General features: G+C 71.2%; 22 protein-coding genes. 11 read left to right on the forward strand and 11 right to left on the reverse strand.

What is annotated here, in order from left to right; translation table 11 throughout:
- Positions 1-23: 23 nt before the first annotated feature.
- The gene (locus OM076_RS46965) at positions 24-188 is read left to right on the forward strand and encodes an amidohydrolase family protein (protein ID WP_372518090.1); all 165 of its coding nucleotides are present in this window, start codon (positions 24-26) and stop codon (positions 186-188) included.
- On the opposite strand, the gene OM076_RS28990 is transcribed toward OM076_RS46965, so the two are convergent.
- The 4 genes from OM076_RS28990 to OM076_RS29005 are packed head-to-tail and all read right to left on the reverse strand — an operon-like array spanning position 175 to position 6,865.
- On the reverse strand, positions 175-1,089 hold the full coding sequence (locus tag OM076_RS28990) for an alpha/beta hydrolase (protein ID WP_270043615.1): 915 nt from the start codon (positions 1,087-1,089) through the stop codon (positions 175-177). The two genes, OM076_RS46965 and OM076_RS28990, sit on opposite strands and share 14 nt — an antisense overlap.
- The gene (locus OM076_RS28995; RefSeq protein WP_270043616.1) at positions 1,086-2,597 is read right to left on the reverse strand and encodes an MFS transporter; all 1,512 of its coding nucleotides are present in this window, start codon (positions 2,595-2,597) and stop codon (positions 1,086-1,088) included. Before OM076_RS28995 ends, OM076_RS28990 begins: the two co-directional genes overlap by 4 nt.
- Positions 2,597-4,084, reverse strand: coding sequence for a GMC family oxidoreductase (locus tag OM076_RS29000; RefSeq protein ID WP_270043617.1), 1,488 nt, complete (start codon positions 4,082-4,084; stop codon positions 2,597-2,599). The genes OM076_RS28995 and OM076_RS29000 overlap by 1 nt, the downstream gene beginning before the upstream one ends.
- Before the next feature lie 54 nt (positions 4,085-4,138).
- Positions 4,139-6,865 (reverse strand): ATP-binding protein, encoded by a 2,727-nt coding sequence (locus OM076_RS29005; protein ID WP_270043618.1) that lies wholly within the window; start codon positions 6,863-6,865, stop codon positions 4,139-4,141.
- A 64-nt stretch (positions 6,866-6,929) separates the two neighbouring features.
- Here OM076_RS29005 and OM076_RS29010 point away from each other — a divergent pair, with 64 nt between their 5' ends.
- The 9 genes from OM076_RS29010 (at position 6,930) to OM076_RS29050 (ending at position 16,209) form a co-directional block, all read left to right on the forward strand.
- Positions 6,930-7,703 carry an SDR family NAD(P)-dependent oxidoreductase gene (locus tag OM076_RS29010; RefSeq protein ID WP_272598529.1) on the forward strand — a complete coding sequence of 258 codons (774 nt, stop codon included), beginning with the start codon at positions 6,930-6,932 and terminating at the stop codon, positions 7,701-7,703.
- Positions 7,704-7,713: 10 nt separating this feature from the next.
- A complete protein-coding gene (locus OM076_RS29015; RefSeq protein ID WP_270043620.1) occupies positions 7,714-10,317 on the forward strand; it encodes a winged helix-turn-helix domain-containing protein in 2,604 nt (867 codons plus the stop codon).
- 55 nt (positions 10,318-10,372) lie between these two features.
- Complete coding sequence (locus tag OM076_RS29020; RefSeq protein ID WP_270043621.1) at positions 10,373-10,624, forward strand: DUF8691 family protein; 252 nt, start codon at positions 10,373-10,375, stop codon at positions 10,622-10,624.
- Between the two features lie 36 nt (positions 10,625-10,660).
- On the forward strand, positions 10,661-13,258 hold the full coding sequence (locus OM076_RS29025) for a molybdopterin cofactor-binding domain-containing protein (protein WP_270043622.1): 2,598 nt from the start codon (positions 10,661-10,663) through the stop codon (positions 13,256-13,258).
- Between the two features lie 12 nt (positions 13,259-13,270).
- Positions 13,271-13,468: a CDGSH iron-sulfur domain-containing protein gene (locus OM076_RS29030; RefSeq protein ID WP_270043623.1), complete on the forward strand. Its 198-nt coding sequence runs from the start codon at positions 13,271-13,273 to the stop codon at positions 13,466-13,468.
- Positions 13,468-13,965 (forward strand): NADPH-dependent F420 reductase, encoded by a 498-nt coding sequence (locus OM076_RS29035; protein ID WP_270043624.1) that lies wholly within the window; start codon positions 13,468-13,470, stop codon positions 13,963-13,965. The genes OM076_RS29030 and OM076_RS29035 overlap by 1 nt, the downstream gene beginning before the upstream one ends.
- A 13-nt stretch (positions 13,966-13,978) precedes the next feature.
- Complete coding sequence (locus OM076_RS29040) at positions 13,979-14,440, forward strand: nuclear transport factor 2 family protein (RefSeq protein ID WP_270043625.1); 462 nt, start codon at positions 13,979-13,981, stop codon at positions 14,438-14,440.
- Positions 14,441-14,472: 32 nt separating this feature from the next.
- The gene (locus OM076_RS29045) at positions 14,473-15,192 is read left to right on the forward strand and encodes an SDR family NAD(P)-dependent oxidoreductase (protein ID WP_270043626.1); all 720 of its coding nucleotides are present in this window, start codon (positions 14,473-14,475) and stop codon (positions 15,190-15,192) included.
- 120 nt (positions 15,193-15,312) lie between these two features.
- A complete protein-coding gene (locus OM076_RS29050; RefSeq protein ID WP_270043627.1) occupies positions 15,313-16,209 on the forward strand; it encodes a LysR family transcriptional regulator in 897 nt (298 codons plus the stop codon).
- A 2-nt stretch (positions 16,210-16,211) separates the two neighbouring features.
- Here the strand turns inward: OM076_RS29050 and OM076_RS46355 are convergent, their stop codons facing one another.
- Complete coding sequence (locus OM076_RS46355) at positions 16,212-18,944, reverse strand: ATP-binding protein (protein ID WP_270043628.1); 2,733 nt, start codon at positions 18,942-18,944, stop codon at positions 16,212-16,214.
- 108 nt (positions 18,945-19,052) lie between these two features.
- Between OM076_RS46355 and OM076_RS29060 the strand changes: the two genes are divergently transcribed.
- Positions 19,053-19,916, forward strand: a complete 864-nt coding sequence (locus tag OM076_RS29060) for an alpha/beta fold hydrolase (RefSeq protein WP_270043629.1) — start codon at positions 19,053-19,055, stop codon at positions 19,914-19,916.
- On the opposite strand, the gene OM076_RS29065 is transcribed toward OM076_RS29060, so the two are convergent.
- The 6 genes from OM076_RS29065 to OM076_RS29090 all read right to left on the reverse strand — a co-directional run bounded on the left by OM076_RS29065 (position 19,892) and on the right by OM076_RS29090 (position 26,028).
- On the reverse strand, positions 19,892-20,533 hold the full coding sequence (locus OM076_RS29065; RefSeq protein WP_270043630.1) for an alpha/beta hydrolase: 642 nt from the start codon (positions 20,531-20,533) through the stop codon (positions 19,892-19,894). The two genes, OM076_RS29060 and OM076_RS29065, sit on opposite strands and share 25 nt — an antisense overlap.
- Positions 20,530-20,964 (reverse strand): tautomerase family protein, encoded by a 435-nt coding sequence (locus OM076_RS29070; RefSeq protein WP_270043631.1) that lies wholly within the window; start codon positions 20,962-20,964, stop codon positions 20,530-20,532. Before OM076_RS29070 ends, OM076_RS29065 begins: the two co-directional genes overlap by 4 nt.
- 5 nt (positions 20,965-20,969) lie before the next feature.
- A complete protein-coding gene (locus tag OM076_RS29075; RefSeq protein ID WP_270043632.1) occupies positions 20,970-21,815 on the reverse strand; it encodes an alpha/beta fold hydrolase in 846 nt (281 codons plus the stop codon).
- A 79-nt stretch (positions 21,816-21,894) separates the two neighbouring features.
- Positions 21,895-22,374: a ferritin-like domain-containing protein gene (locus OM076_RS29080; RefSeq protein ID WP_270043633.1), complete on the reverse strand. Its 480-nt coding sequence runs from the start codon at positions 22,372-22,374 to the stop codon at positions 21,895-21,897.
- A 64-nt stretch (positions 22,375-22,438) separates the two neighbouring features.
- A complete protein-coding gene (locus OM076_RS29085) occupies positions 22,439-23,149 on the reverse strand; it encodes an alpha/beta fold hydrolase (protein WP_270043634.1) in 711 nt (236 codons plus the stop codon).
- A 128-nt stretch (positions 23,150-23,277) separates the two neighbouring features.
- Positions 23,278-26,028, reverse strand: coding sequence for a helix-turn-helix transcriptional regulator (locus OM076_RS29090; RefSeq protein WP_270043635.1), 2,751 nt, complete (start codon positions 26,026-26,028; stop codon positions 23,278-23,280).
- Positions 26,029-26,212 lie beyond the last annotated feature (184 nt).

Genomic DNA, 26,212 nt, shown 5'->3' on the forward strand with positions numbered 1-26,212 from the left:
CGTGCTCCGCCTGCTGCGATCGGGTGACCGGCCTGCAGAACGTCGTGTTCGGGACCGACTACCCGTATCCGCACGACGAGATCTCGATCGGCGGGCTGCGGATGCTGCGACGCACGGCCGAGCTCTCCGGCGAGGAGCGCGCGGCCGTGCTCGGCGACACCGCGTCGCGGTTGATTACTCCGCGGTGACGGTTTCCGCGGCGGCGAGATGCGCCGAGAGGAGCCGCCCCGCTCGGTCGAGCGCGGCGGCTCCTTCGTCGAGGATCGCGTGATAGGCCTGGAAGACGTGGGGCACGCCGGGGGTGATGTCGAGCGTGACCTCGACGTCGGCGGCGACGGCTCGTTGCGCGAGGCGGACGGCGTCGTCGAGCAGGACCTCATGCGTTCCGGCCTGGATGATCAGGGGCGGCAGGCCGGACAGATCGGCGAACACGGGGCTGATGAGGCCGAGCGCGGCGTCGTGTCCCGCCGTGTAGTCGGGGACCCGCGCCTGGAGGGCTTCGGGGCTGAGCAGCGGGTCGGCGTCGCGCCTGGTCTCCATGGTCGTCCCGGCCAGCGTGAGATCGACATACGGCGACATGACGAAGGCCGCCGCCGGCAAGGGCAGCCCGCGATCGCGGGCGTTGATCAGCGTCGCGATCGCGAGGCCGCCGCCGGCGGACTCTCCCGCGAACACGATGTCCGAGGGGGCGACGCCGTCGCGCAGCAGCGTTTCGTAGGCGGCGAGGGCGTCGTCGACCGCCGCCGGATAGGGGTGCTCAGGGGCGAGCCGGTAGTCGACCGAGATCGCCGTGGCGTCCGCCCGCCGGGCGACCTGCGAGGCCAGGTCGGCGGCGAGGAAGGCGTCTCCCATGACGTACACGCCGCCGTGGAAGTACAGCACGACGTGGCGTCCTTCGATGCCGTCGACGGTGATCTCGGCGGTGGCAACCCCGCCCAATGTGCCTGCCGTCACGGTGATCTCGGGCGGCAGCGGCTGCGAAGAGAGCAGCGCTCGGAGGAGCCGCCGCTGCTCGTTGACGTCGCTGCCGGCGGGGAACGCCGATTGCCGCAGAATCGCGTCGAGGGTCTCTCGTTGCTCGATGCTCATTGAGGAATCTCCTTCGGGTGGGTTGGCTTGAAGCGCGCGACGAGGCGCGCCAGGTGGCCGCAGTAGGGCGCGCCGGGACAGCGCGCGAAGGCCATCGCGGCGGTCGCCGCGTCCCGGTGCTCCTGACGGCGCCCGGGGAGCAGGACGAGGGCCAGCAGCGCGGCGGCGGCGCACAGGATCGCGGCCACGGTGAACGCTCCGGTGAAGCCGTGCGTCAGCGCGGCGGCCGGCGTCGCTCCGGCGTCCAGCTCGCTCGTGATCCGCGACGTCGAGATCGCCGACAGGACGGCCAGGCCCAGCGACCCCCCGACCTGCTGGGTCGTGTTGAGCAAGCCCGAGGCGAGGCCGGAGTCCTCGGCCGCGACGCCGGTCGTCGCGGCGATCGTGACCGGCACGAAGACCATGCCGAGCCCGACGGCCATGACGACCATCGCGGGGAGCACCTGACCGGCGTAGCTCCCGTCGGGTTGCAGGCGGGTGAAGAGCGCGAAGCCCACCGTGGCGATCAGCAGGCCGAGGACGAGCACCGGCTTCGGGGTGAAGCGATCGACGACCTGCGAGGCGAGCGCGGAGCTGGCGATGAGCGTGAGGCTGAGCGGCAGGTAGGCGACGCCGGTCTTCAGCGCGTTGTAGCCGCGCACCTGCTGCAGGTACAGCGTGCAGAAGAAGAACACGCAGAAGAGCGCGGCGGCGACGAGCAGCATCGTCGCGTCGGCGGCGGCGAGGCTGCGGTTGGAGAAGATGCGCAGCGGGACGAGGGGGTTCTCGTGCCGGCGCTCGATCCACACGAACCCGACCAGCAGCACGGCGGCGATCGCAAGGCCGGCGAGCGTCCGCGTCGATCCCCAGCCCCAGTCGTTGGACTTGATGAGCGTGAAGACCAGCGCCATCGTGCCCAGCGTGATGGCGCTCGCGCCCTCGAGGTCGTAGCCGCCCCGGACGCGCTCGGCCCGGCTCTCGGCGAGGATCCGGGGCGCCAGCAGCAGGACCGCCGCGCCGATCGGCAGGTTGACGAAGAAGACCCAGCGCCAGCTGAGCAGTTCGACGATCGCTCCCCCGAGCAGGAGCCCGACCGCGCCGCCGGCGCCGGCGATCGCACCCCACACGGCGAGCGCCCGGTTGCGCTCGCTGCCCTCCGCGAACGTCGTGAGGATGATCGACAGCGCCGCGGGGGAGACGAGCGCGCCGCCGAGGCCCTGCGCGCCGCGGCCGATCAGCAGCGTGGCCTCCGACCGCGACACGCCGCAGACGAGCGACGCGCCCGCGAACAGCGCGATGCCGGCCATGAACAGGCGACGGCGACCGAGTCGATCGGCGGCGCGCCCGCCGAGCAGCAGGAACCCGCCGAAGATCAGCGTGTAGGCGTTGAGCACCCACGACAGGTTCTGCTCGGAGAAGCCGACGTCGCGCTGGATGCTCGGCAGCGCGACGTTCACGACACTCGCGTCGAGCACCACCATGAACTGGGCCACGGCGACGACACCGAGCACCGCGCCCGCGCGGGCCATCACGCGGCCTTCGCGATCCGTTCGGCGATCATGATCGTCGTGGGGTTGATCGCCACCGACGGAACGTCCGGGATGATCGATGCGTCGACCACGCGGAGCGCATCGATCCCGCGCACCGCGCCACGGGAATCCACCACCGCCCACGGGTCATCGGCACCGCCCATGGGCGCTGTCGCCGTGGGGTGGCCGTAGGAGGCGAGGTTGGACGCGATCGCGTCGGCGAGCTGGTCGTCTCCGACCGCGTCGCCCGGCAGGATCTCGAGCTCGAGGAACTGCGCGAGCGCCGGGTTGCGACCGATTCTGCGGGCGAGCTTCACGCCTTCGAGCATCCGGCGCGCGTCACGGCCTTCGGCGAGGAAGTTGCAGTCGATCTCAGGCTGCTCGCGCGGGTCGCGGCTGCGCAGGGTGAGCGTTCCGCGCGAGTCGGGCTTGGCGACGGCGACGCTCAGCGCGATCGATCCTCCGGTCGGGCTGTACTGGGTCGGCATCAGGTGCGTCACCGCGATGTGGAGGTCCAACTCGTCGCCGCGAGCTTCGCTGGACGCCGTCCAGAGCAGGGCGCCGACCGCCGGCCGCATGTCGAGCGCGCCCGTCTTCAGGGCGTAGGCGTTGTAGTAGAAGGGCTGGTCGTGCAGACGCTGGCCGACGGACAGATCGGCCACGACCTCGATGCCGAGCTGCGCCAGGTCGGCCGCCGGACCGACGCCGGACCGCAGCAGGATCGCCGGGCTCCCGTAGGCGCCGCCGCAGAGGATCACCTCGGCTGCCGGGATCTCGGTGCCGCTTGCCGTCAGGACTCCGGTCGCGCGGCGCCCCTCGAAAAGCACGCGATCCACGAGCACGTCGCCGGAGAGCGTGAGGTTGGGGCGGTTGCGAACCTCCTCGGTGAGATACACCAGGCCCGTGTTCTGCCGCACGCCGTCGATGACGTTGACCGGGGACGCGCCGACGCCGCGCGGATCCGGCCCATTGAGATCCTCGACGCGGGTGAACCCCTCCGCGACCGTCGCGTCGATGAACCCGCGCAACGAGGCGGTCAGATCGCCGTAGCGCTGCTGCCGGATCGGGAACGGCCCCGTGCGCCCGCGGTCGGCGTCGTCGCCGTCGGGCGTGTTCTCCATGGCTCTGTAGGTCGCGTAGACGTCCTCGATCGTCCAATCGGGGAGTCCGTGACGTTGCCAATCGAGGATGTCGCCCGGTCGTGCCCGCATCGCCACCGTCGCGTTGTGCGCCGAGCAGCCGCCGAGCACCTTTGCCCGCGCGGCCGAGATCTCCGGTGAGGCCGCTCCGCCGCGGGCGGTGAAGCCCCACTCGTGCTCGGGGTTGGCCGGCACGTGTGCCGCATCCCGCAGATCGTCTGGATAGCCGTCGACGCCGTAGGCCCGGCCTGCCTCGAGCAACAGCACCGAGCGGGTCGGATCTTCGCTGAGCCGATTCGCGAGGACGGCCCCCGCCGAGCCTCCTCCCACGATGAGCACGTCGTGCATGGACGGCATCGTGCGCGGAGAGCGGGTGACGCGCCCATCGCCGGATTCCGGTGACTACGACAGTCGTTCCGCGAGCTGCGTCCGTGACTTGACGCCGAGCTTGCGGAACGCCTTGCGCAGGTGATACTCGACGGTGCTGGCGCTGATGAACAGCTGCGCCGCGATGGCCCGGTTGGTCTCACCCTGTGCCGCCAGGCGAGCGATCTGCGTCTCCTGCGGTGTCAGCTGGTCGAGGGTGTCGACGGTCCGCTTGCGGGCCCGCTCACCCGTGGCCTCCAGTTCGAGCCGTGCCCGCTCGGCGAACGCGTCCATCCCGGCGTCTCGGAAGAACTCGTGGGCGATTCGCAGTTGTTCGCGAGCATCGAGCCGCCGGCGCTCCCGCCGCAGCCACTCGCCGTAGAGGAGGTGGGTGCGCGCGAGCTGAACGCGGATGCGTGTGCGACCGAGCCGGCTGATGGCCTCCCGGTAGAGCGCATCGGCAGCGTCGCCGTCGCTGAGCAAGGCGAGCAGGCGAGCCTCGATCCCCAGCGCCCAGTCGGTGCCGGCGGCGCGCGTTGTCTCTCTGACCCGCTCGAAGGCGCGCCGGGCACGCTCCGGCTGGCCGAGCCGAACGGCCGCCTCGATCAGCTCGGTCAGCGCCCAGATCGCCGGCCCTTCCCTGTAGAAGCGCTCGGCGGGTGCGACTGCGGCCAGCGCGGCCTCGTAGCGGCCGAGCGCGTTGTAGAGGCCTCCGCTGAGAAACTCGGCGTTCGTCAGGGCGATCCCCTCCCCCCGAGCCTCAGCGTCGCCGAGCGTGGTTCGGATCAACTCCGCGAACTCGGCCTCGCGACCGCGCAGCGCAGCCAGCGACAGCGCGCCACTCGGGTCCGCGGCAACGCCGATCGCCTCGGTTGCCGCCCGCTGTTCCTCCGCGAGGATCGCGGCGGTTCTCAGCTCACCGAAGAACGCGTACACCGCGATGGCGGAACCCAGATGGAACGCCAGCGCCGAGAGGGCACCGGTTCGGCGCGCGAGCTCGAGCTGCCGGGTGGACAGCGCCAACCAGGCGTCGTCGTCCCACATGAACAACGCGATCACGCTGGCGAACCACAGCCACCGTGCGTCATTCGGCGACAGGTCCTCCTCGCGCTGGAAGGCGTCCAGCGCCGCCTGGAGCAATGGCGCCGCGGGCGCATATCCCTCGGTGGCTTGCACCGCGAGTCCCCGCAGGAGCAGGTCAGACGGCTGCGGCTGGTCAGGCGGCGGGCCGGCCAGCGCCGCCTCGCTGATCTCGACCAGGCCGCCGCCTCCGATCAGGCGCCCCGCGAACGTCGCCGCAGACAGGGCGTCGAGGTAGGTCGCCCGTGCGAGGCCGGGATCCACCGCCTGAAGCTCGCGCGCGGCCGCGAGCAGCAGCGGGGCGGCGTCGCTGCCTCGCCGCGCCGCGAACGCGACCTGGGCACGCAACAGGTGCGCGTGGGCACGCAGTCCGTCGTCGACCGCCGAGCCGGACTCCGCGGTCTTCAGCAGCTCGAGCGCCTCGTCGAGCGCCCCGGCCTGGAGTTTCGTCTCCGCGGCGATCAGCGCGCGTCGCGCGCGGCTCATCGGGTCGGGCGAAAGGGCGACCGCGCGCTCGAGGAAGGCTCCGGCGGCGGCGAGACCGCCGCGGGCCTGCGCGCGTGCGGCCGAGCGTTCGAGCTCGGCGGCGACCTCCTCGTCCGGCTTGCCCGCGGCCTGCGCGCGGTGCCAGGCGCGGCGATCCGGGTCGATGTCCCGGTCGGTCGCCTCCGCGAGGGCGCGGTGGACCTCGCGACGGGCATTCGGCTCGGCGGACCCGTAGACGGCCGAGCGAACCAGTGGGTGGCGGAACGCCACGCGGGGAGACAGCGAGAGCAGCTGCTCCGATTCGACGGCGTCGGCCGCCGACTCGGGGATCCCGAGCCGTTCGGCCGCCCGCCAGACCAGCGCCGGATCGCCCACGGGGTCCGCGGCCGCGACGAGCAGCAAGCGCCGCGCGTCGGGCGGCAGCGTCGCCAGCCGGCGGGTGTAGCGGTCCTCGATCCCGGCGGACAGCGGCGCCGTGGTCGGCAGGCCGAACCCCCCGGCGAGCTGGGTCGGGCTCAGCCCGCGAGGCAGCTCCAGCAGGGCGAGCGGGTTCCCGCGCGTCTCGGCGACGATCCGCTCGAGCACGCGTTCATCCAGCCGAACGGGCAGGACCGAATCCAGCAGCGTACGCGCGTCCGTGCGGTCCAGCGGGGCGACGTGGAGCTCCGGCAAGCCCGAGAGCGTCTCGCCGAGCTCGCGTGTCGCGAACACGAGGGCGATCTTCTCGGCGACGAGCCGGCGCGCCACGAAGGCCAGGGTGCGCGCGGACGCACTGTCGAGCCATTGCGCATCGTCGACGGCGCAGGCGAGTGCCTGCTCCTCGGCGGCTTCGGCGAGCAGGCCGAGGACCGCCAGGCCGACCAGGAATCGATCCGGTGCGGGTCCCGTCCTGCGTCCGAAGGCGACCTCGAGCGCGTCGTGCTGGGGTTGCGGCAACCGGTCCATGAGGTACAGGAACGGTGCACACAGCTGCTGCACCGCCGCGAACGGGAGCTCCATCTCCGCCTCGACCCCGACGGTGCGGGCGATCCGGAACTCAGGTCCAGCCTCGACCGCGTACTCGAGCAGCGCGGTCTTGCCAACGCCGGGCTCGCCGTGTATCACGAGCACGCCGCCTCGCCCGGCGCGCACGCCGTCCAGCAGCCGGTCGAGCGCGTCGCGTTCGCGTTCGCGGCCGACCAATGTCCTCCCGCTCATCCTGCCTAAGGATGAAGGACTAAGGATTCAAGGATTCGAACGCCCGGCGACAGCGCCACGATCCATGGCCGTGGATGACAGAGCGCGGCTCTTGGGAAAGGTGTGCGTCATCACCGGCACGGGTGGCAGCATGGGCCGCGCGACGGCTCTGGCGTTCGCTCGCGAGGGCGCGTCGGTCGTCGGCTGCGACGTCGCCGTCGAGGCCGCCGAGTCGACCGTCGAGATGGTCCGCGGCGCCGGGGGAGAGATGGTCTCCAGGCAGCCCTGCCGCCTCGACGATCCGTCCGAGTGCGACGCACTCATCGAGCTGGCGCTGCGCACCTACGGCAAGATCGACGTGCTGTTCAACCTCGCCGCGGTCTCGTCCTTCAACTGGCTCGAGGACATCACGGATGAGGAGTGGGATCAGGCCCGCTGGGGCGAGGTCGACCTGGTCTTCTACCTCACGCGCGCGGCGTGGCCGCATTTGAAGGCGAGCGGTGGCGTGGTCGTGAACATGGCGTCGCTGAACGCGTCACTGAGCTTCAAAGTCCTTCCGTCACTCGCCCACACGACGAACAAGGCCGGGATCATCGGCATGACGCGACAGCTGGCGATGGAGGGCCGCGAGCATGGGATCCGCGCGAACTCGATCTCGCCAGGCCTGATCGAGAGCAACGCGACACGCGAGCAGCTCGAGGACCCGGAGTGGGCGAATGCCATGCTCGGCAAGACGTTGCTCGGTCGCCTCGGCCGGCCCGAAGAGGTCGCGAGCGTCGCGCTGTTTCTGGCCTCGGACGAGAGCTCGTATGTCACGGGCGTCGACATCGTGGTCGACGGCGGGATGAAGGTCTGGTGAACGGAGCGGAGTGCAACTGATCTCCACCGACGCCTCGGCCGCCCGGGGCCTGCTGGATCGCGACGACCTCCTCCAGGTCCTGGATCGCGCCGTCAGCCGGCGCGTGACGATCATCTCGGCGCCGCCTGGAAGTGGCAAGACCTCGCTCTTGCGCGCATGGGCAGAGCGCGCGACCACCGTTCGTCACGTCACGTTCGTGTCCGTCGACCGCGACCAGCAGGATGCCCAGCAGTTCTGGTGCACCGTCCTGGACGCGCTCGCTCCCGAGACGCACCACGCGCCACTCGACGCCGATCAGCTCGTCGAGCTGATCGTCTCGGAGCTCGCCGGACACGTCGATCCCGTCCTACTGATCGACGATCTCCACGAGCTGCGGTCCGCTGACGCCCTCAGGCAGCTCGAGCAGGTGCTGGCGGTGCTTCCGAGCTCTGCGCGCGTGGTGCTGTCGTCTCGCCGGGATCCGGCGATCAGGCTGCACCAGCTCAGGCTCGCGGACGAGATCGCCGAGATCCGAGCCGCCGATCTGCAGTTCACCGAGCGCGAGACGCGCGAGCTGCTTGCGAGTGCTGAGGTCAGTCTGTCCGATGGCGGGGCGTCCGCCTTGCACCAGCGCACAGAGGGTTGGGCCGCCGGCCTGCGTCTCGCGGTGATCTCGCTCAACGGCCACGCCGATCCGGAGCGTTTCGTGGCTGAGTTCTCGGGCACCGACCGGGCGATCGGCGAATACCTGATGGCCGAGATGCTCGAGCGCCAGCCGAGCGAGGTTCAGCGCATGTTGCTGCGGACCTCGCTCGTCGAACGGCTGAACGGAGAGCTCGCGGACCTGTTGACCGGCCGCGCGGGCTCCGAGCAGCTGCTGCTGGAACTCGAGGACGCCAACGCGTTCGTCCTGTCGCTCGACGCTGAGCGCACCTGGTTTCGCTACCACCAGCTCCTAGCGGATTTCCTTCGCCTGGAGCTCCGCCGAACCGCGGCGGATGAGGTTCCCGCCCTCCACCGCCGGGCCGCGCGGTGGTTCGCCGACCGCGGAGAGGTCGTCGAGGCCGTCCGCCAGACGCTCGCGGCCGGGGACTGGCCCGATGCCGCTCGGCTTGTCGCGGACCACTCGTTCAGGTGGGTGCTCGACGGGCAGGCCGGAACGATTCGCGAGGTCCTGCAGGCGTTTCCCGAGGGCGCATCGGTCGATCATCCTGACCTCGCGCTGGCACACGCGGCAGCGGAGCTCAACCAAGGGCGGCTGGAGGAGGCGGCCGCGCAGCTGGCGCTGGCCGAGTCCCACGTCCAGAGCGCCCCGCCGGCGCGCCGCCGGCGCTTGTCGGTGGCGATCGCGTCTCTGCGGTTGGCGATCGCCCGGCGCAGCGGTCAGTTCAGTGAGGTGGTCGAGCAGGTGAATCTGCTCGATGCTTCGATGGCCGACGAGCCGAGCGAATCGATGGCGATGGGGAGTGAGTTGCGCGGAGTCGCGCTGCTGAATCTCGGGATCGTCGAGACCTGGTCCGGGCGACTCGCCGACGCGCAGCGGCACCTCTCCGAGGGAGCCGCGCTCGCCCAGACGATCGGCCGGCCGTACCTGGAAGTCGCCTGTCGCGCGCATCAGGGGTTCCCGTCGAAGGTCGTCTCGGTTGCCGCCGCACGCGAGCGCGGCCGTCAGGCGGTAGCGCTCGCCGAGCGCTACGGCTTGGACGATCGGCCGATACTCGCTCCCGCACTTGGCTCTGTGGGCGGCATGGCGATCTGGATGGGCGAGTTCGACGAGGGAGAACGCTGGCTCCAACGCGCCTGGACGGTCGCGTCAACCTCCATCGATCCTGCCGCCGCCGTCCTGCTGCACGTGGCCACGGGCATGTTGCACGCAGGACGCGGGCACCATCGATCGGCGCTCGAAGCCTTCACGGCGGCAGCGCAGGCGCAGTCGCTGCTCACCGGTGTGCACGCTCTCGCGCCCCGGATCACGGGATGGCTCGCGTCGATGCACGCTCGCCTCGGAAGCCTCGATGAGGCGCGCGCGACGCTCGCCGGATTCTCCGCTGACGCGGCGCGGATGGGTGTCCTCCCGAACGCACGTGCGGTGATCCTCCTGGAGGAAGGGGACCCCGCCGCGGCGGTCGAGGTACTCCGGGACAGCCGATCGTCCGCGATCGTCTCCCCGTTCACGCACGTGGAAGCGCACCTGCTGGCCGGTACTGGGTACCTGCGTCTGGGCGAGCGGGACGCCGCCGTCGCCGCCGCCGAGGAAGCGCTCTCGGTCGCCGAGTCCGACCGGCTGATCTTCCCCTTCGCACTGACCGACGCCGCGGAGCTCCTGCACGCGCTCCCCGGTCACCGAACGGCTCACGGCGCCCTGCTCGCCGACGTCCTCGACGTGTTGCGCGGCGGGCCTTCACCGCGCCCCGACCAAGAGCCGTTCGACGAGTTGAGCCCGAGCGAGCTGCGCGTCCTGCGCTACCTCCCGACCAACCTGACACGGCCCGACATCGCGCGCGAGCTCTACGTGTCGATCAACACCGTCAACACGCACATCCGCAACATCTATTCCAAGCTCGGTGCGCGTGACCGCTCGTCCGCCGTCGTCCGCGCGCGCGAGCTGCGGCTCCTCTCAGCCGGACGCGCCTGAACATCACCGGATCCCGGCGGTGTCGCCTCACTGGGCCGGGCGGCACGATGCTCGTGTGGCCACGCCATTGGGCTTGTACACGATTCGGATACGCGGCCGACTGGGCGCTACCGCCCTGTCGGCCTTTCCATCGATGGTGTCTGAGCTGAAGGGCGGCGAGACCGTGCTCACCGGCTTGCTCGAGGATCGCTCCGCGGTGTTCGGCGTCGTCGCCCAGATCGAGGCGCTCGGACTCGAACTCCTCGAACTCCGGCGGATCCAGCCGAGACCCAAGGCGCCTGAAGGGGGAATCACCGGCATCCGGTGAGGACGGCTCACCTGGGTCGCGGTGAGCCTGCAGCGCATGCAACTTGTCGTCAACGGTGCCGCTGCCGAGGTCGATGACCGGCACGCGAAGACCCCGCTGCTGTGGGTTCTGAGGGATGTCCTCGGCCTGCGTGGCACGAAGTTCGGGTGCGGTGGCGGGTTCTGCGCGGCGTGCACCGTGTTGGTCGACGGGCACAACACGAAGTCCTGCCAGACACCGGCCGAACGCGCGGCCGGCAAGGCCGTGACGACGGTCGAGGGCGCCGCCGGTCCGGTCGTGGACGCGGTCCGCGACGCGTGGCATCGCGGCAACGTCGTGCAGTGCGGCTACTGCCAGCCTGGGCAGACCCTCGCCGCCGTGTCGTTGCTCGAGTCAGACGCCTCCCCCGACGACGCGACGATCGACCAGTGGATGAGCGGGAACCTGTGCCGCTGTGGCACCTATCCGCGCATCCGCGCCGCCATTCACCGCGCCGCGGACACCCTCGCGGCGGGCGATGCGCCGGTCGCGCTGGTCGCGCCGCCCGAACTCGACGTGCGCCGCCTGACGCCTGAGGAGGCGAGCGACCCGGTCCATCCGTACATCCGGATCCACGCCGACGGGACGGTCCTCGCGTACTCGAGCCAGATCGAGATGGGGCAGGGGATCCACACGGGGCTGGCGACGATCGTCGCCGAGGAGCTCGACGCCGCGTTCGATTCGGTCCGGGTCGTCAACGCCGCGAACGGGGCGGGGCCGAACGGTGACGTCTACGGGAATCCCGCCGCCGGCGGCGCTCTCCAGCTCACGGGCGCGTCCAATTCGATGCAGGGGTACTGGATCCGGTACCGGCTGGCCGCCGCTCAAGCGCGGGCGCGGCTCGTGAACGCGGCGGCCGAGGCGTGGGACGTGCCGGCGGCCGAAGTCGAGGTCGAGGACGGCGTCGTGCGCCATGCGAGCGGGCGCCGGGCGGCGTTCGCCGAGCTCGCCGCGCGAGCCGAGCAGCTCCCGGTTCCGGACGGTGTGCAGCCCAAGGATGCGGCCGCCTACAAGCTGATCGGGCGCGAAGGCCGGCTGCGGGTCGACGCCGTAGGGAAGATCCTCGGCGCCACCCACTTCACGATCGACCTCAGCCTTCCGGGGATGCTGACGGCGCTCGTCCTGCACCCGCCGAGGTTCGGCGCCACGGCTGCCGCGATCGATGACCGGGCGGCGCTCGCCGAGGCCGGCGTGGCCGCGGTCGTCCCGATCGACGAAGGCGTCGCCGTGGTGGCCGAGAACCTCGCCGACGCGCAGCGTGGCCTGCGTGCCCTGGTCGTGGAGTGGGACGATGCGAACGCCGAGCGGCGCAGCACCGAGGAGCTGCTCGCCGAGCACCTGCGGCTCCTCGAGTCGCGCGAGAAGGCAGTGACGTCTCGGGACGACGGCGATGTCGACCGCGCCCTCGCCGACGCGGCCTCGACGGTCGACGCGACGTACGTGTTGCCCTACCTCGCCCACGCCGCGATGGAGCCGAACAACGCGGCGTGCCGGATGCGCGACGACGGCGTGCTCGACGTCTGGGCCGGGACCGAGGGACCCCAGTACGTGAAGATGAACGCCTCCTCGATCGCCGGGATCGACGTCGAGCAGGTCGAGGTGCACGTCTCCTTCGTCGGCGGATCGTTCGGTCTGCACTCGAGCGCCGAACACGACCCGGTCGCCGAGGCCGTGCAGATCGCGAAGGCGCTCCGATGGGAGCACCCGATCAAGGTGCAGTCACTGCGCGAGGAGGAGTTCAAGGTCGGTCGCTACCGGGCGATGGCCGTCCACCGGGTGCGGGCCGGCGCCGACGCGGACGGTCGCCTCACCGCCTGGCATCAGGAGATCGTGGCCGCGCCGACTTCGATCAACCTGCCGTTCGTTCGCGACGTGATGTTCACGAACGGCGTCGACTTCTTCACGACGACCGGTGCCGTCGACCCACCGTACGCCGTCGAGAACTTCCGGGTCGACTCGACCAACTTCGAGTCGCGGATCTCGACGATGGTCTGGCGATCGGTGGGCAACTCGCACACCGAGTTCGCGCGCGAGTCGGCGATCGACGAGCTCGCGCTCGCGGCGGGCCGTGATCCGGTCGACCTCCGTCGCGCGCTGCTCGCCGGCAGCCCGCGCACGGTGCGCGCGCTCGAGCTCGCGGCGGAGTCTGCAGGCTGGGGATCTCCGCTGCCGGAAGGGCATGCGCGCGGCCTCACGTGCTCCGGCTTCCTCGGCCACAGCGCCAACGTGACCGAGGTCTCGCTCGATGCTCGCGGGCGCGTCCGTGTCGACCGGATCGTGTTCGCCCTCGACTGCGGGCGAAACGTCAACCCCGATCTCATCCGTGCGCAGGTCGAAGGTGGACTGCTGTGGGGGCTGAGCGCCGCGGCGTGGGGCGAGGTCGTCCTCGGCGAAGGCGGCGAGATCGTCACCCAGAACTTCGACCGCTACCCGATCCTGCGGATGCGCTCCGTCCCGCAGATCGAGATCCACCTGATCGACTCGACCGAGCCGCCGACCGGCGTCGGCGAGGTCTCCGTGCCCTCGGTCGCTCCCGCCCTGGCGAACGCCATCGCCGCGCTCACCGGGACCCGGATCCGGAATCTGCCCTTCTCCAAGACCATCAAGATCGCCTAGGGAGGCCCCGCCATGCCCGACGTCACCATCACCCCCAGCGAAGACGGCCCGTACATCGTCGCCGGCCCGGTCACCCTGGTCGCGCCCGACGGGCACGTGATCGACCACCCCGATCCGATGGCGATGTGCCGCTGCGGGCACTCGTCGAACAAGCCGTTCTGCGATGGCACACACGCCACGATCGACTTCGACGGGACCCTGGCGAACTGATGACCGAGAGCGTCGGGATCATCGGCGCGGGCCGGATCGGCCGGGCGATGGCGCGGATCGCGCGCCGTGCCGGCCGACCGGTCACGATCGCCAACCGGCGAGGGCCACAGTCGCTGATGTGGCCGGACGTTCCGAAGGCCGTCGACGGGTTGGCATGGGAGGGACGGACCGTGATCGACCCGACCAACGCCTTCGATCCAAGCGACCTCGACGGGCGCACTTCCAGCGAGCTCGTCGCCGATCTCGTCACGCCGGCCCGGGTGGTCAAGACCGCCAACAACTTCGCGGCCGACGTGCTCGCGTCGGACCCGCACCAAGCGGGTGGGCGGCGGGTCATGTTCCTGTCGGGAGAGGACGCCGGCGCCAAAGCTGAAGTGGGCGAGCTGTTCGAGGCCGCCGGCTTCTTCGCCATCGACCTCGGTGGGCTCCGCGACGGCGGACAACTGCAGCAGTTCGGCGGCCCGCTCGCCGGCCAGAACCTGATTCGTCTCGCCTGAGTGGATCACCAGCATGATCCACATTGAGATCACACATGCCGAGCAGGCCGACCGGCTGGCCATCCGCGAGCTGATCGACGCCTACGCGCACTGCGCCGACCGCCGCGACGCCGAGGGCCAGAAGTCGCTGTTCACGGACGACACGCACTTCGTCGTCTACATGGAGGGCGAGCGTTCCACCCCGACGCAGGCGCTCGACGGCCGCGAGGCATTGACGCCCGTCTTCGCCGCCCTGAACACCTACGAGACGACGATGCACTTCAACGGCCAGAGCACGGTCGAGCTCGCCGGCGATCGGGCAACGGGCGAGACCTACTGCATCGCTCATCACCTGTTCACGACGGACGGGAAGCGCCAATTGATGGTGGCCTTCCTGCGCTACCACGACACGTTCGTCAAGCGTGACGGGACCTGGTTGTTCGCCGCGCGTGAGCTCTACGTCGACTGGACCGAGACCAGGGCGTCGCAGCCCTGAATCAACGAGCGAGAGGTTGGAGAGTGGGGGCCATGTCGGCAGATGCTGTTCAGAACGCTCCGGGCGCCGTCGATTCGAGGCACCTGCTGGTGGTCGGGACCGGCCCGGGGCTGGGTGCGTCCGTCGCGCGCCGCTTCGCGCGCGAGGGGTATCGCCTGACGCTCGTTGCCCGGTCGCCGGCGACGTTGGCCGCGCTCGCCGATGCGTTGCGCGCCGCGAGCACCGACGTCACGATCGTCGCTGCGGACGCCGGTGACCCTGATCGCCTGAGTGCCGCCCTCGCACCGCTGTTCGCCGGGCCCGGGGCGCCGGGCGTCGTGATCTACAGCGCGGCCTTGGCGGCATCCGACGAACTGCTGAGCGTCACGCCGCAGCAGCTCGCCGCGGCTTACGCCGTCAATGTGATCGGCGCGGTGGTGACGGCACAGCTCGCCGTGCCCGCAATGCGCGCGGCGGGTGGCGGAACGCTCCTGTTCACCGGCGGCGGCTTCGCAGACGCGCTCCCGGAATCGCTGACCACGCTCTCACTCGGCAAGCTCACCCTGCGCGGGGTCGCGACGATGCTCGCGCGCCAGGTGCGCGACGACAACATCCACTCCGGCAGCCTCACGATCCGCGGGCAGATCGCCGCGGGCACCCCGTTCGCCCCGGACCGGATCGCCGACGCGTATTGGGCGATCCACAACGAGGACCGTGACGGTTGGCGCGAGGAATATCGCTTCGACGGCGCTGTCGCGACCACGGACGCCTGACCCGGCTGAAGCCACCGCCCGGAGTTAAGTCGATCGCCCGATGCCGCGGCCGCCGATGGCGGATACGCGGCGTCGGATGACAGGCGCGCCCGGCAGGCCGATCGGCGTCAATACTCGATCGTGGAACTCCGCCATCTGCGCGTGTTCGTCACCCTCGCGGAGGAGCTGCACTTCGGGCGGACGGCGCTTCGTCTGCACCTGACGCAGCCCTCTGTCAGCGGGCAGTTGCGCCAGCTCGAAGCCGACTTGGGTGTCCGGTTGATCCGTCGCAACGCGCGCCAGGTGACGTTGACCGACGTGGGGGTGGGGTTTCTGCGCGATGCCCGCCGCGTGCTCGAGCAAGCGGACGCAGCGGCGGGCGGCGTCCGGCGGTTTCAGGACGGCGTCCGAGCCAGCCTCAGAATCGGCTACCTCTGCGACGCGGTCCCTGAGCGATTCCCGTTGGCACTCCGGCGCACCGCGCACGGCTTTCCCCCGACGCGCGTGGTGCTCAGCACCGGGGAGCCGCAGAAGCTCCTCGAGGACCTCCGCGATGACCTGCTCGACGTCGCGGTGGTCTCGCTCCCCGCTCCGGTCGCCGGCCTCCGGGTGACACGGGTGGGCTTTGAGCGTGCGGTCGCCGCCGTCCCCTCCAACCTCGACCGCGACGACGCGTCACCGCTCGAGCTGCTCGCGCAGCACACGCTGTTGACGCTTCCTCGCCGGCGCAATCCGGCGTTCTATGACGCGCTGATCGCGGCGCTGCGGTCGGCGGGGCTTCCGGGATCGCTCGTAGAGGTCGAGGCCGCGTCGATCGAGCCGTTGCTGATGGAGGTCGCATGCGGTGCGGGTTGCGCTCTCGTGCCGGAGTCCGTGATGCTTCGCTGGCGCGCCCCCGGAGTGACGTTTCGCCGGGTGGCCGGCGACACGGCGGTCGGGTGCGACATGGCGGCCGTGACCCCGGACGCCGCGCGGACCCCGGCCCTGTCGGCGTTCATCGCCGGGCTCGTCCGCGAGCGGGCACTCGTGGCGGCCTGAGCTCAGCGGCTGGAAGCGTTGAGTGAGTCGCGCAGCTGCGCGCGCGTGGTGACCCCGAGCTTGGGGAAGATCCGGTACAGGTGCGAGCCGACGGTCCGCGGAGAGAGCAGCAGGCGTTCGGCGATCTCGCGGTTGGAGAGTCCCTGTGCGGCCAGCTCCGCGATCTGGCGCTCCTGGACGGTCAGGCCGGTTCGCTCGTCCGCCGGAGAACGCGTCCGATCGCCTGTCGCCCGGAGCTCGTGACGTGCGCGCTGCTCCCACCCCGATGCGCCGAGCGCGGCGAACTGATCCGCCGCGGCGCGCAGGGGAGTCCGAGCATCGGCGCTCCGGCGATGGCGGCGTAGCCAACGGCCCTGTGCGAACAGCGTCCGTGCCCGCAGGAGCGGGTAGCCGGACAGGTCCGCCTCCAGCGCGGCGGCGAACCGTTCCTCGGCGGCAGCGTCATCGGCCACGAGCGGGCGGGCACACAGCACTCCCGCTCGCAGGACCGGCGGACCATCCACGCCGGCGATCGCCGCGAGCGTTTCCAGCACCGCACCCGCCACGTCGTGGCGACCGCAGCCGACGGCCGCTTCGACCACATCAAGGACGGCGGGCCAGCGCATGAAGCCGTGAAAGACCGGCGATGCTTCGTCGAACACCGGCCACAGATGCGCGAAGGCCTCATCGTGCCGGCCATCGCCAAGGGCCGCGGCACCGCGTGCCAGGTGAGCGGGTGCCAGCAGCGGCCCGCCGCCGAGCGCGAGCAGCTTCGCTTCGGGAACGGAGAGCATCGCGTCGATCTGGGTCTCGGATCCGGTCGTGGCGGTCGCCAGCGCGGCCATCAGTCGCGCCGTCAGCCCGAATTGCGGTTGGCGTGTCTCTTGCGCGAGCGCCGACGCTTCGCGCCCGGACTCGACGGCGGCCTGCCAATCGCCGGTGTAGGTCGCGACCCAGGCGTAATGGACCAGCGCCTGGGTGAGCATGCCGAGCGCGCCCTGCTCGCGGAGCTGCTCGACCGCGCGCCCGAGCCGGTGTGCTCCGGCGACGAAGTCCCCGGCCTTCTCGGCGGCGATCCCGCGGTAGGTCTCGCCGAGTGGATCGGCCAGCCGTGCGCTCGGAAGCCGCGCCAGCCGCCGTCGCACCTCGAGCCCCGTGGTCTCAGGGTCGGCCAACGCGATCACCGCCAGCAGCCGTGAATCGTCATCGTCCGCGGCGACCCGGCGCGCCGCGTCGACGAGATAGCTCCTCGTCCGCGGCTTTGAGCGGACCCACCAGCAGCGATGCGCGATCGGGACCAGCGACCGCAGCGCCATGTCCGGGTCTCCGGCCTCGGCCATCTGCTCGGCGATCGTCACGAACGTCCGCGTTGCTCCGGCCTGTGACCAGAAGTCGCCGGCGATCATCTGTCGCAGCCATTCCAGACGGGCGGCTTCCAACGGCCCGACCGCGATGGATTCGGCCTGAGCGAGGAGCCGCCGGACGAGCTCGACGTGACCGAGCTCGTAGGCCACTTCCGCCGCGCGCACCAGCCGCTCGCCGCGGCGAAGCGGGTCAGAGGTCAGCTCGGCGGCGCGCTCCAGCGCCGCCGCGGCGGCGATCATCGCCCCCCGACGGCGGGCGACGGCGGCATGGGCGTCGAGGGCGTCGGCGAGCGTGTCATCGAGGCCGAGCGTGGCTCGCGCGCGGTGCCACAACCCGCGTTCGGGGTCGGCGACGACCTCGGCGAGGGCGCCGTAGGTCGCCAGCAGCTCGGCGGGGAGGGCGGACTGCGAGACGGCCGTGCGGATCAGCGGGTGGCGGAAGCGCAGCTCGTCCCCCCGGATGTCGATCAGGCCGGTGAACACCGCGGGATCGAGGACGGAAGGCCCGACGGTCCGACCGTGGATTCGGCTGACCGCTGCGATGACGTCTCGCAGGGATGCCTGCTGGTCGAGCGCCGCCACCAGGAGCGCTTCACGGGTCTCCGCTCCCAGCTCGTCCAGTCTCGCCGCGAAGGCCCGCTGCAGGCGCTCGGTCAGCGTGATCGAGGAGAACATGGGTGCGTCACCCGATGGGGCGGACGGCTGCAGCGTCCGGCCCAGCTCGATCAGCGCGAGCGGATTTCCGGCCGCTTCCGCGAGTACACGCGCGCGAGCTCCGGGGCGGAGCTCGGGGGTCGAGCGGTCGAGCAGATGCCCGGCGGCATCGAGATCCAGCGGCCCGAGGCTCAAGGTCGGTAGGCGAGCGTCCTCGAGCGGCGTCGAATAGCCGTCGCGGCACGCGGCGAGGAGCACCACCGGCTCACGGGCGAGCCGGCGGGCGATGAACGCGAGAACGCCCAGGCTGGACCGATCGAGCCAGTGCGCATCGTCTGCGACCAGCAACAGCGGGGCGGAGGCGGTGGCGCCGATCACGAGCTCATAGGCAGCGAGCGCGACCAGGAACGGATCGGGCTCGTCGTCTCCGGTCATGCCGAAGGCGGCCTGCAGCGCCCGTCGCTGCGGCGCGGGCAAGGTCTCGACCCCGCCGCGGATGGGCCGCAGGAGCTGATGCAATCCGGCGAACGCGAGCTCGGCCTCGGACTCCACGCCCTCGGCGGCCAGCGTTTCGATGCCGTGCTCGGCGGCGTGGCTCTGGACCTCGCCGAGCAAGGCCGACTTGCCGATCCCCGGAGCGCCCTTGACGAGCAGGGCACCGCCCGCCCCGGGCAGACGATCGACCAGTGCCTCGGCACGCGCGACCTCGGCGTCTCGTCCGAGGAGTGAGGACCCCACGGAGCCATTCTGCCAGCCACATCACGCGCCCTGATCGATCGATTCAGAATCGGGCTGGATTTTCGTGGCCGATGGCGGACGATGGGTGCGACTGCGAAAGGAGCACACGTGTCCGGCACCCTGGTCGAGAACTACGTCGACGCTGAAACCCAAGTGCTCGGCGCCGCCAACGGCGTTGACTACGCCTACCGCGCCACGGGGGACCCCGACACGATGCCGATCGTGGCGTTGCAGCACTTCCGCGGCAATCTCGACAACTGGGATCCCGCGCTGATCGACGCGCTGGCCACCGGCCGCCGGGTGATCACCTTCGATAACCGCGGCGTCGCGGCTTCAACCGGGACGACGCCGAGCACGATCGCGCAGATGGCCCTCGATGCGATCGACTTCATCGACGCGCTCGGGCTGGGAGCGGTCGATCTGCTCGGGTTCTCGATCGGCAGCTTCGTGGCCCAGGAGATCGCGCTCGTACGTCCCTCGGCCGTGCGCAAGCTGGTCCTCGCCTCCTCGGCACCGCAGGGCGCCACCGGAATGCATGGCTGGCCCCCGGAGGTCATCGGCGCCGTGGGGAAGCCCGAGACCTCACCCGGGGAGTACCTGAGCGTCTTCTTCGCGAGCTCTGACGCGAGTCGGGCGGCGGGGCAAGCGGTCCTCGGCCGCGTGTATGGGGCACGCACGGCCGATCGCGACGCGACGACCAGCTGGCAGACCCGGCTGGCGCAATACGACGCGGTCTGCGCGTGGGGACAGCCGAACCATGCCCTGCTCCAGCGCGTCTCGGCCATCGACAAGCCCGTGTTCGTCGCCAACGGCGACAGCGACCCGATGATCCTCCCGCGCTACTCCTACCTGCTGGCCGGGCTGATCCCCGACGCGCGCCTCAAGCTCTACCCGGACGCGGCCCACGGCTTCCTCTTCCAACACCACGAGGCGTTCGCCGGCGACGTTCACGCGTTCCTGGCCGGGGCGTAGGCGGTGAGCCAGGCCGCCGCCAGCTCGGTCCATGCCTCGGCCTCACCGGCGCCACGCGCAAGCCCCAGGCTGTGCGGCCCGCGCGAGAAGACGTGCAGCGCGTGTGGGATGCCGTGCGCGGCGAGCGCTGCCGCCAGGCGGTAGCTGTGCTCGACGGGGACGTACGGATCCTCGGCCGTGTGCCAGATGAAGAACGGCGGGGCAGCCGCGGTCACGAGCGCGTCCAGCGAGGTCGCTCGGCGCAGCTCCGGCGACGCGCCTTCGCCGAGCAGGATCAGCCGCGCCAGCCGGTAGGTCTCCAGCTCCATCGATGTGATCGCGTAGCCGAGCACGGCCAGGTCGATCGAGGCATCCGACAGGGCGGCGTGACCGGCGAGATGCCCGCCGGCGGAGAAGCCGATCAGGCCGATGCGCCGCACCCCCGTGGCGCGCAGCCGGCGCACCTCCGATCGGACGGCGTCCAACGGGATCGGGTGGCGCGCGTTCAGCGGGTAGCGCAGGACCGACGCCGGGATGCCCAACCCCTCCAGCCACTCGCGGATCGGCTCCGCCTCGTTCTCGGCATGCGCCGCGTACCCGCCTCCGGGGAGCACCACGAAGTGCGTCGGTGAGCTCATCCGCCGCCCCCTCCGGACAGCTTCGCCGCCTCCGCCCGCGCCGCCGCGACGAGCTCCGCGTTGGTGTGGGCGTGTCCCCAGAGCCCCCAGCCGCCGTCCGGAGCTTCGGTGAGCAGCACCCACGTGCGCTCCCGCAGCTCGGGACGTCCCGCGGCATCGGCGACGATGCCGGTGAACTGCTCGACGACGGCCAACTGCTTGGGGCGATCCAGGGCTCCCAGGTTCGTGAGCACCTGGACGCGGACGTAGTCGCCCTCGCCCTCGACGTTGGCGATGGCGCCGGCCGGGAGTGCGTGCACGAACGCGGCCGTGTTGTTCCGGAACATCGGCAACGCCGGAACCTCCTCGATGCGCATCAGCGTCGCTGCCAGGCGCTGGGCGAGCGAGCCCGGATCGGCGAATGTGCCGGCGGCCGCGTAGACGTCGATCATCGGCATCACGCATCACCGCCGACGCGTGTGTAGCCGCCGTCCAGCCACGCCAGGGCGGCGTCGCCCCACGCCTCGGCGCCGTCCTCCCACGCGAAGTGGCCGAGGTCGAGCACCGTCAGTTCGCAGTGCGGCAGGCGCTCGGTCAGATAGGTGGCGTTGCTGAGCGGAACCATCGGATCGTGGTCGCCGGCGATGATCTTCACCGGCGTCTCGATCCGGGGCAGGAGACCCTCCAGCAGCGCCAGGTCGGTCGGGTAGTTGCGGACGAACCGCGCCGACTCGCCGAAGCGACTGCCGGCGTACCCGGTGACATAGTCCTCCAGAGCCGCCGCGGAGACGGTGTAGGTCTCGTGCATCGTCATCGACTGCCTGACGATCTCGGCGCCGTCGAGCGCGAGCAGCGACTCGAAGTCGGGGTTGTCGATCAGGTCCTTCAGCGTGCCGTCCACTTCGAGCGGATACGACGTCGCACCGTTGCCGATGACTGCGCTGAGGAGCGACGAGGGAGATTCCGCGGCGGCGAAGAGCGCGGTCGGCGCGCCGACGTCCGGGCCGAAGACATGCGGCGCTCCGAGCTCCCACTCCTCGATCAATCCGACGAGGAACCGGCCCATGGCCTGCGGCGAGAAGAGGTCGGCGCGCGCCTGCGAATGGCCGAAGCCCGGCAGGTCGATCGCGAGCACATGTCCCGCTGCGCTCAGGCGCGGCCAGAGCTGCTCCCAGGCGTAGATGGTCTCGGGCCACGGGTTGAGCAGCAGCAACGTCGGCTCGGCACCGGCGTTCCATTCGGCGTAGCGGATCTCGAGGCCGTCGGCCTTCCGCGTCGACACCTTCTCCATTTGCGGTCGCATGTCGCGGACGGTAGGTCCCCGGTGGCGGCGTCGCGATCGGCGATCGGCATCGTTCGATCACGCCTCGTGCCACGGCGAGCTAATCGACCAGCTGTCCGCGCAGCATCCAGAGCTGGTCCTCGAGCGTGCCCTGCACGCCGAGGAGCGCGTGATGTGACACTGCGTCCAGCGCGGCGAGCCGGTCGGCGCGCTGGCGGACCCGGAGCGCGACGTCCCAGACCTGCAGGCAGAGCCGTTCGATCGCGGCTCCGGCTTCGGTGAAGCCCGGCTCCAGCGGCCGGTGGTCGTCGAGCTCGATGACCGCGGCAGCCGATCCGTCGAGCGCCATCCCGATCGCGGCCGCGCGCCCGGCGACGACGTCCTGGAGTGCTCGCCACTCGTCCACGAGCCGGCCGAGGTAGCCATGGACGCTGACGAGGTCGCGGCCGTAGCACGTCCACTGCAGCTGCTTGCCCGCGAGCGACAGGGCGATCAGTTCGACGAGGGTGAGCTGGAACTGCTTGCCGATCTCCTCGCACGCCTCGTCCGGGAGCGGCGAGTTCGGCGCCCTTGAGGACATGGTGATCTCCGATCCGTCGCCGGGCCGGCAGGACCGCGAGCGTCCTGCCGGCCGGGCGGCACGTTCAGGCGACGGCCTTCGCGGCGGCGAGCGCCTGCTGTGCGGCGGTCTTGATCAGGTCGGCGGTCGCGCGTGGTTGGGAGACGTAGATCGAGTGGCTGGCGGGTGCTTCGGCGACGGTGGCGCCGGCGCGCTCGGACATGGCTCGCTGGGCGGGCGGCGGGATCATCCGGTCGTCGCTGGCGACGAGGTACCAGCTGGGCTTGCTGCGCCACGCGGGTTCGGTGATGGCGCCGCCGAGCGCGTCGACGCCCCACGGGACCTGGGAGTCGGCCATGAACGCGGCGTCGTCGGCGGCGAGGTCGGCGGCGAAGGAGGCGGCGAACTTGTCGCGGTCGAGGAACAGGAATCCGTCGACGGGCGGCAGGATCGGCGGCACCGGGGCGCCTGGGGGCGGGTCGGCGATCAGCGTGTTGACGGACTCGCCGGCGTCGGGGGCGAACGCGGCGATGTAGGCGAGTCCGGCGACGCGTTCGTGGCGGCCGGCTTCGGTGATGACGGCGCCGCCGTAGGAGTGCCCGACGAGGATCGCGGGGCCGTCGAGTTGGTCGAGCACGTGGTGGGTGGTCGCGACGTCGCTCGCGAGCGAGAGCGTCTGGTTCTGCACGACGCTCACGTTGAATCCGTCGGCCTTCAGCAGGTCGTAGACGCCCCGCCATCCGGAACCGTCCACGAACCCGCCGTGGACCAGGACGACGTTCTGTACCTCGGTCATGGCTGACCTCCTCGGTGTTGGCTTGGTCACTCGTGGACTCTGGCCAGGACGCGAACGCGATACATGCGTCACACGACGACATCTTCGGCGCGTCGCGTACGTACGTCACGCTCGCCGCGTCGTAGGAGCTAGCGCGTCGCGCCCGACGCCAGGGCCGGTCCAAGCTCCGCCCGGGAGGTGATCCCGAGCTTCGGAAACACGCGATACAAGTGCGTGCTGATCGTGCGGTGCGACAAGAACAGGCGCTGGCCGATCTCACGATTCGACAGCCCCTCGGACGCGAGCTGGGCGATCTGCAGCTCTTGCGCCGTCAGATCGTCGCGTGCTTCGGGAGCGCGGCGCCGACTGCTCTCGCCCGACGCGCGCAACTCGCGGCGCGCCTGGTCTCCCCAGCCGGCTGCGCCGATCGCGTCGAACAGACCCCGAGCCTCACGCAGCGGCGCGCGGGAATCCATCACCCGCCGGTGGCGGCGCAGCCACCGGCCGTGGGCGAGCAGCAGGCGGCCACGCCAGAGCGGCCAGCCGCCGAGATCGGCGCTCAGGGCCTCCTCGAAGCGCACACTCGCTTCGCGATCGTCGTCGGCGAGCAGGGCTCGGGCATGGCGGAGCGTGATCGCGAGCCACTCGGCCGGTGCGCCACCCACGAGGACCTCGACCTCGGCGAGGCGCTCGCGTGCCGCCTGCGCGTTCTCGGCGTGGACCGCGGCCTCGGCGAGGTCGCCGATGGCCATGCACGCGAAATGCAGATGGTGCGCCGGATCGCGCGGGTCGAACATCCGCTCCACGAACCCGAGTGCCTCGGGATAGCGACTCTGCCCCAGCGCGGAAAGCGTCAATCCCATCTGGGCGAGCGCGACGAGATGGGTCGCGCCCAGCGGCAATGCGAGCGCGTCGGCACGGGCCGTGGCACGCTCGGTCGCGTCCGGGTCTCCGCGCAGGGCGCCGATCATCGCCACCGCCGTCTCGGCCGTCGCGAGCCAGACCGGCTGGCCGAGCTCGGTCGCCAGCCGGCGGGCCTCCTCGGCGGCGGGGATCGCGATGTCCCAGTCGGGCAGGCGAACGGCGAGGATCGCCTGCGTCGCCAGCAGACGGGGGAGAGCGCCGAGGCGCCCTTCTTCGCGGGCACTGTCGATCGCGGCGGTGCAGAACATCAGGCTGTGGTGGAAGGCGCCGATGACCATCCCGGCCGAGGCGAGGTATCCCGCGGGCACCGCGCCGATCGCGCGGCTGTCGGCGGCCTCGCGCAAGCAGTCGACGATCTTCGACGCGTTGGCATGCGGATCGGCGTACGCGTGAATCGAGACCAGGCGCGCGTTCGCCGCGGTGGGCGCGCCGGCGCGGTTGGCGGCGTCCACGATCAGCCGGCGGATATCGGGTCCCGGGCTCGCCCACCACGTCCGCGCGGCGGCGATCCACAACAGGTTGTGATGCAGCTCGAGATCGCCCGCTTCTCCCGCCTGCTCGGCGATGGCGATCAGATCCGCCACCCGTGACCGATCCGCCAGCGCGCGGGCGTCCAGCAGCTCGCTGATGAAGCGGGCTCGCGCGACGTCCAGCGGCTCGCGCTGATCCAGGCGCTCGATCTCGCGCAGCATCGCGGCCGCGATGTCCGGCCGCCCGCCGTCGTAGGCCAGCTCGGCGGTCGCGAGCATCCGAGGAGCCCGATGGCTCGGCTCGCTGAGCTCCACGGCGCGCCGCAGCGCCGTCAGGGCGATGTCGACGGCGCCTCGGCGCCGCGCGCGCACCCCGGCCTGCTCGAGTTCGCGCGCGACCTCCTCGTGCGTCCCGCTCACCAGTGCCGCGCGATGCCACACGCGCCGGTCGGGATCGTCTTCGAGCGTCGCCGCGAGCGCCTCGTGCACACGGCGACGCAGCTGCACGCCGGCGCTCTGGCGGACCGCAGAGCGAATCAGCGGGTGCCGGAACCGGATGGCATTGACGTCGAGTTCGATGAGCGCCGCGTCGACGGCCGGCTCGAGCGCTTCGAGATCGACGGGGGTTCCGGCGACGGCGCTCGCGGCCTGCAGGCTTTCGCTCATGGCATCGTCGTCGCTGAGCGCGCTGACCAGCAGGACGAGGCGCGTGATCTCCGGCAGATCCGACACGCGGCCCGCGAAGGCCCGCTCGAGGCGCTCGGTCACCGGCACCGCGCCCGGCTGCGCCGGCTCGCCCCTCGCCGCCGGAAGCTCGAGCAGCGCCAGCGGGTTGCCGGCGGCCTCGCGCAGGACGCTGGTCCGTCGAGTCAGCGACAGATCGGGGACCGCGGCATCGACCAACGCCGCGGCCGCCACGTCGTCGAGCGCAGCCAGCCGGTGCTCCGCCAGCCCCGCCTCCGTGAGCCCCTCGGGATACCCGTCCCGGGCGGCGGCCAGCAGGAGAATCGGATCGGACTCGATGCGCCGAGCGACGAACGCCAGCACATCCGCGCTCGGGCGGTCGAGCCACTGCGCGTCATCGACGACGAGCAGCAACGGGCCGTCCGTGGCGACCTCCGACACGAGGTCGAGCACGGCCATCGCGATCCGGTAGGGCTCCGGCGCGACATCGGGCGCCAGCCCGAACGCGGCGTCGAGCGCCTCACGCTGGATCAGAGGCAGCTCGACGGCGCGCTCTCGTATCGGGCGAAGCAGCTGATGCAACCCGGCGAACGGCAGCTTCGCCTCCGACTGCACGCCGGCGGCGGTGAGCACGGCCATCCCTCGCTCGCGGGCGCCGCGCGCGGCCTCGGAGAGCAGGCGCGACTTGCCGATCCCCGGCTCCCCACGGAACACCAGCGCGCGGCCACACGTCGCGACCTCATCCAACAGCGACGTCAAGAGCCGCAGTTCGCTTTCGCGACCGAGAAGCGGCGCCCCCTCATCACGAACCGTGCCGACCATGGGCAGCAATGCTGGCACTTCGAGCCGGCTGCCCCCGCCAGACTCGTGGACGGAGGCGCCGACATCCAAAAGTGGGGCTCGACTACCGTGCGCGCGACTTATTGTTAACTAGAGCGTCACCTGCGGCGTGATCTGCAACCCGGTGACGCCGCCGACGAGGTACACGAAGGCAGCGTTGCCGACT

It is taken from the genome of Solirubrobacter ginsenosidimutans, from assembly GCF_027587205.1.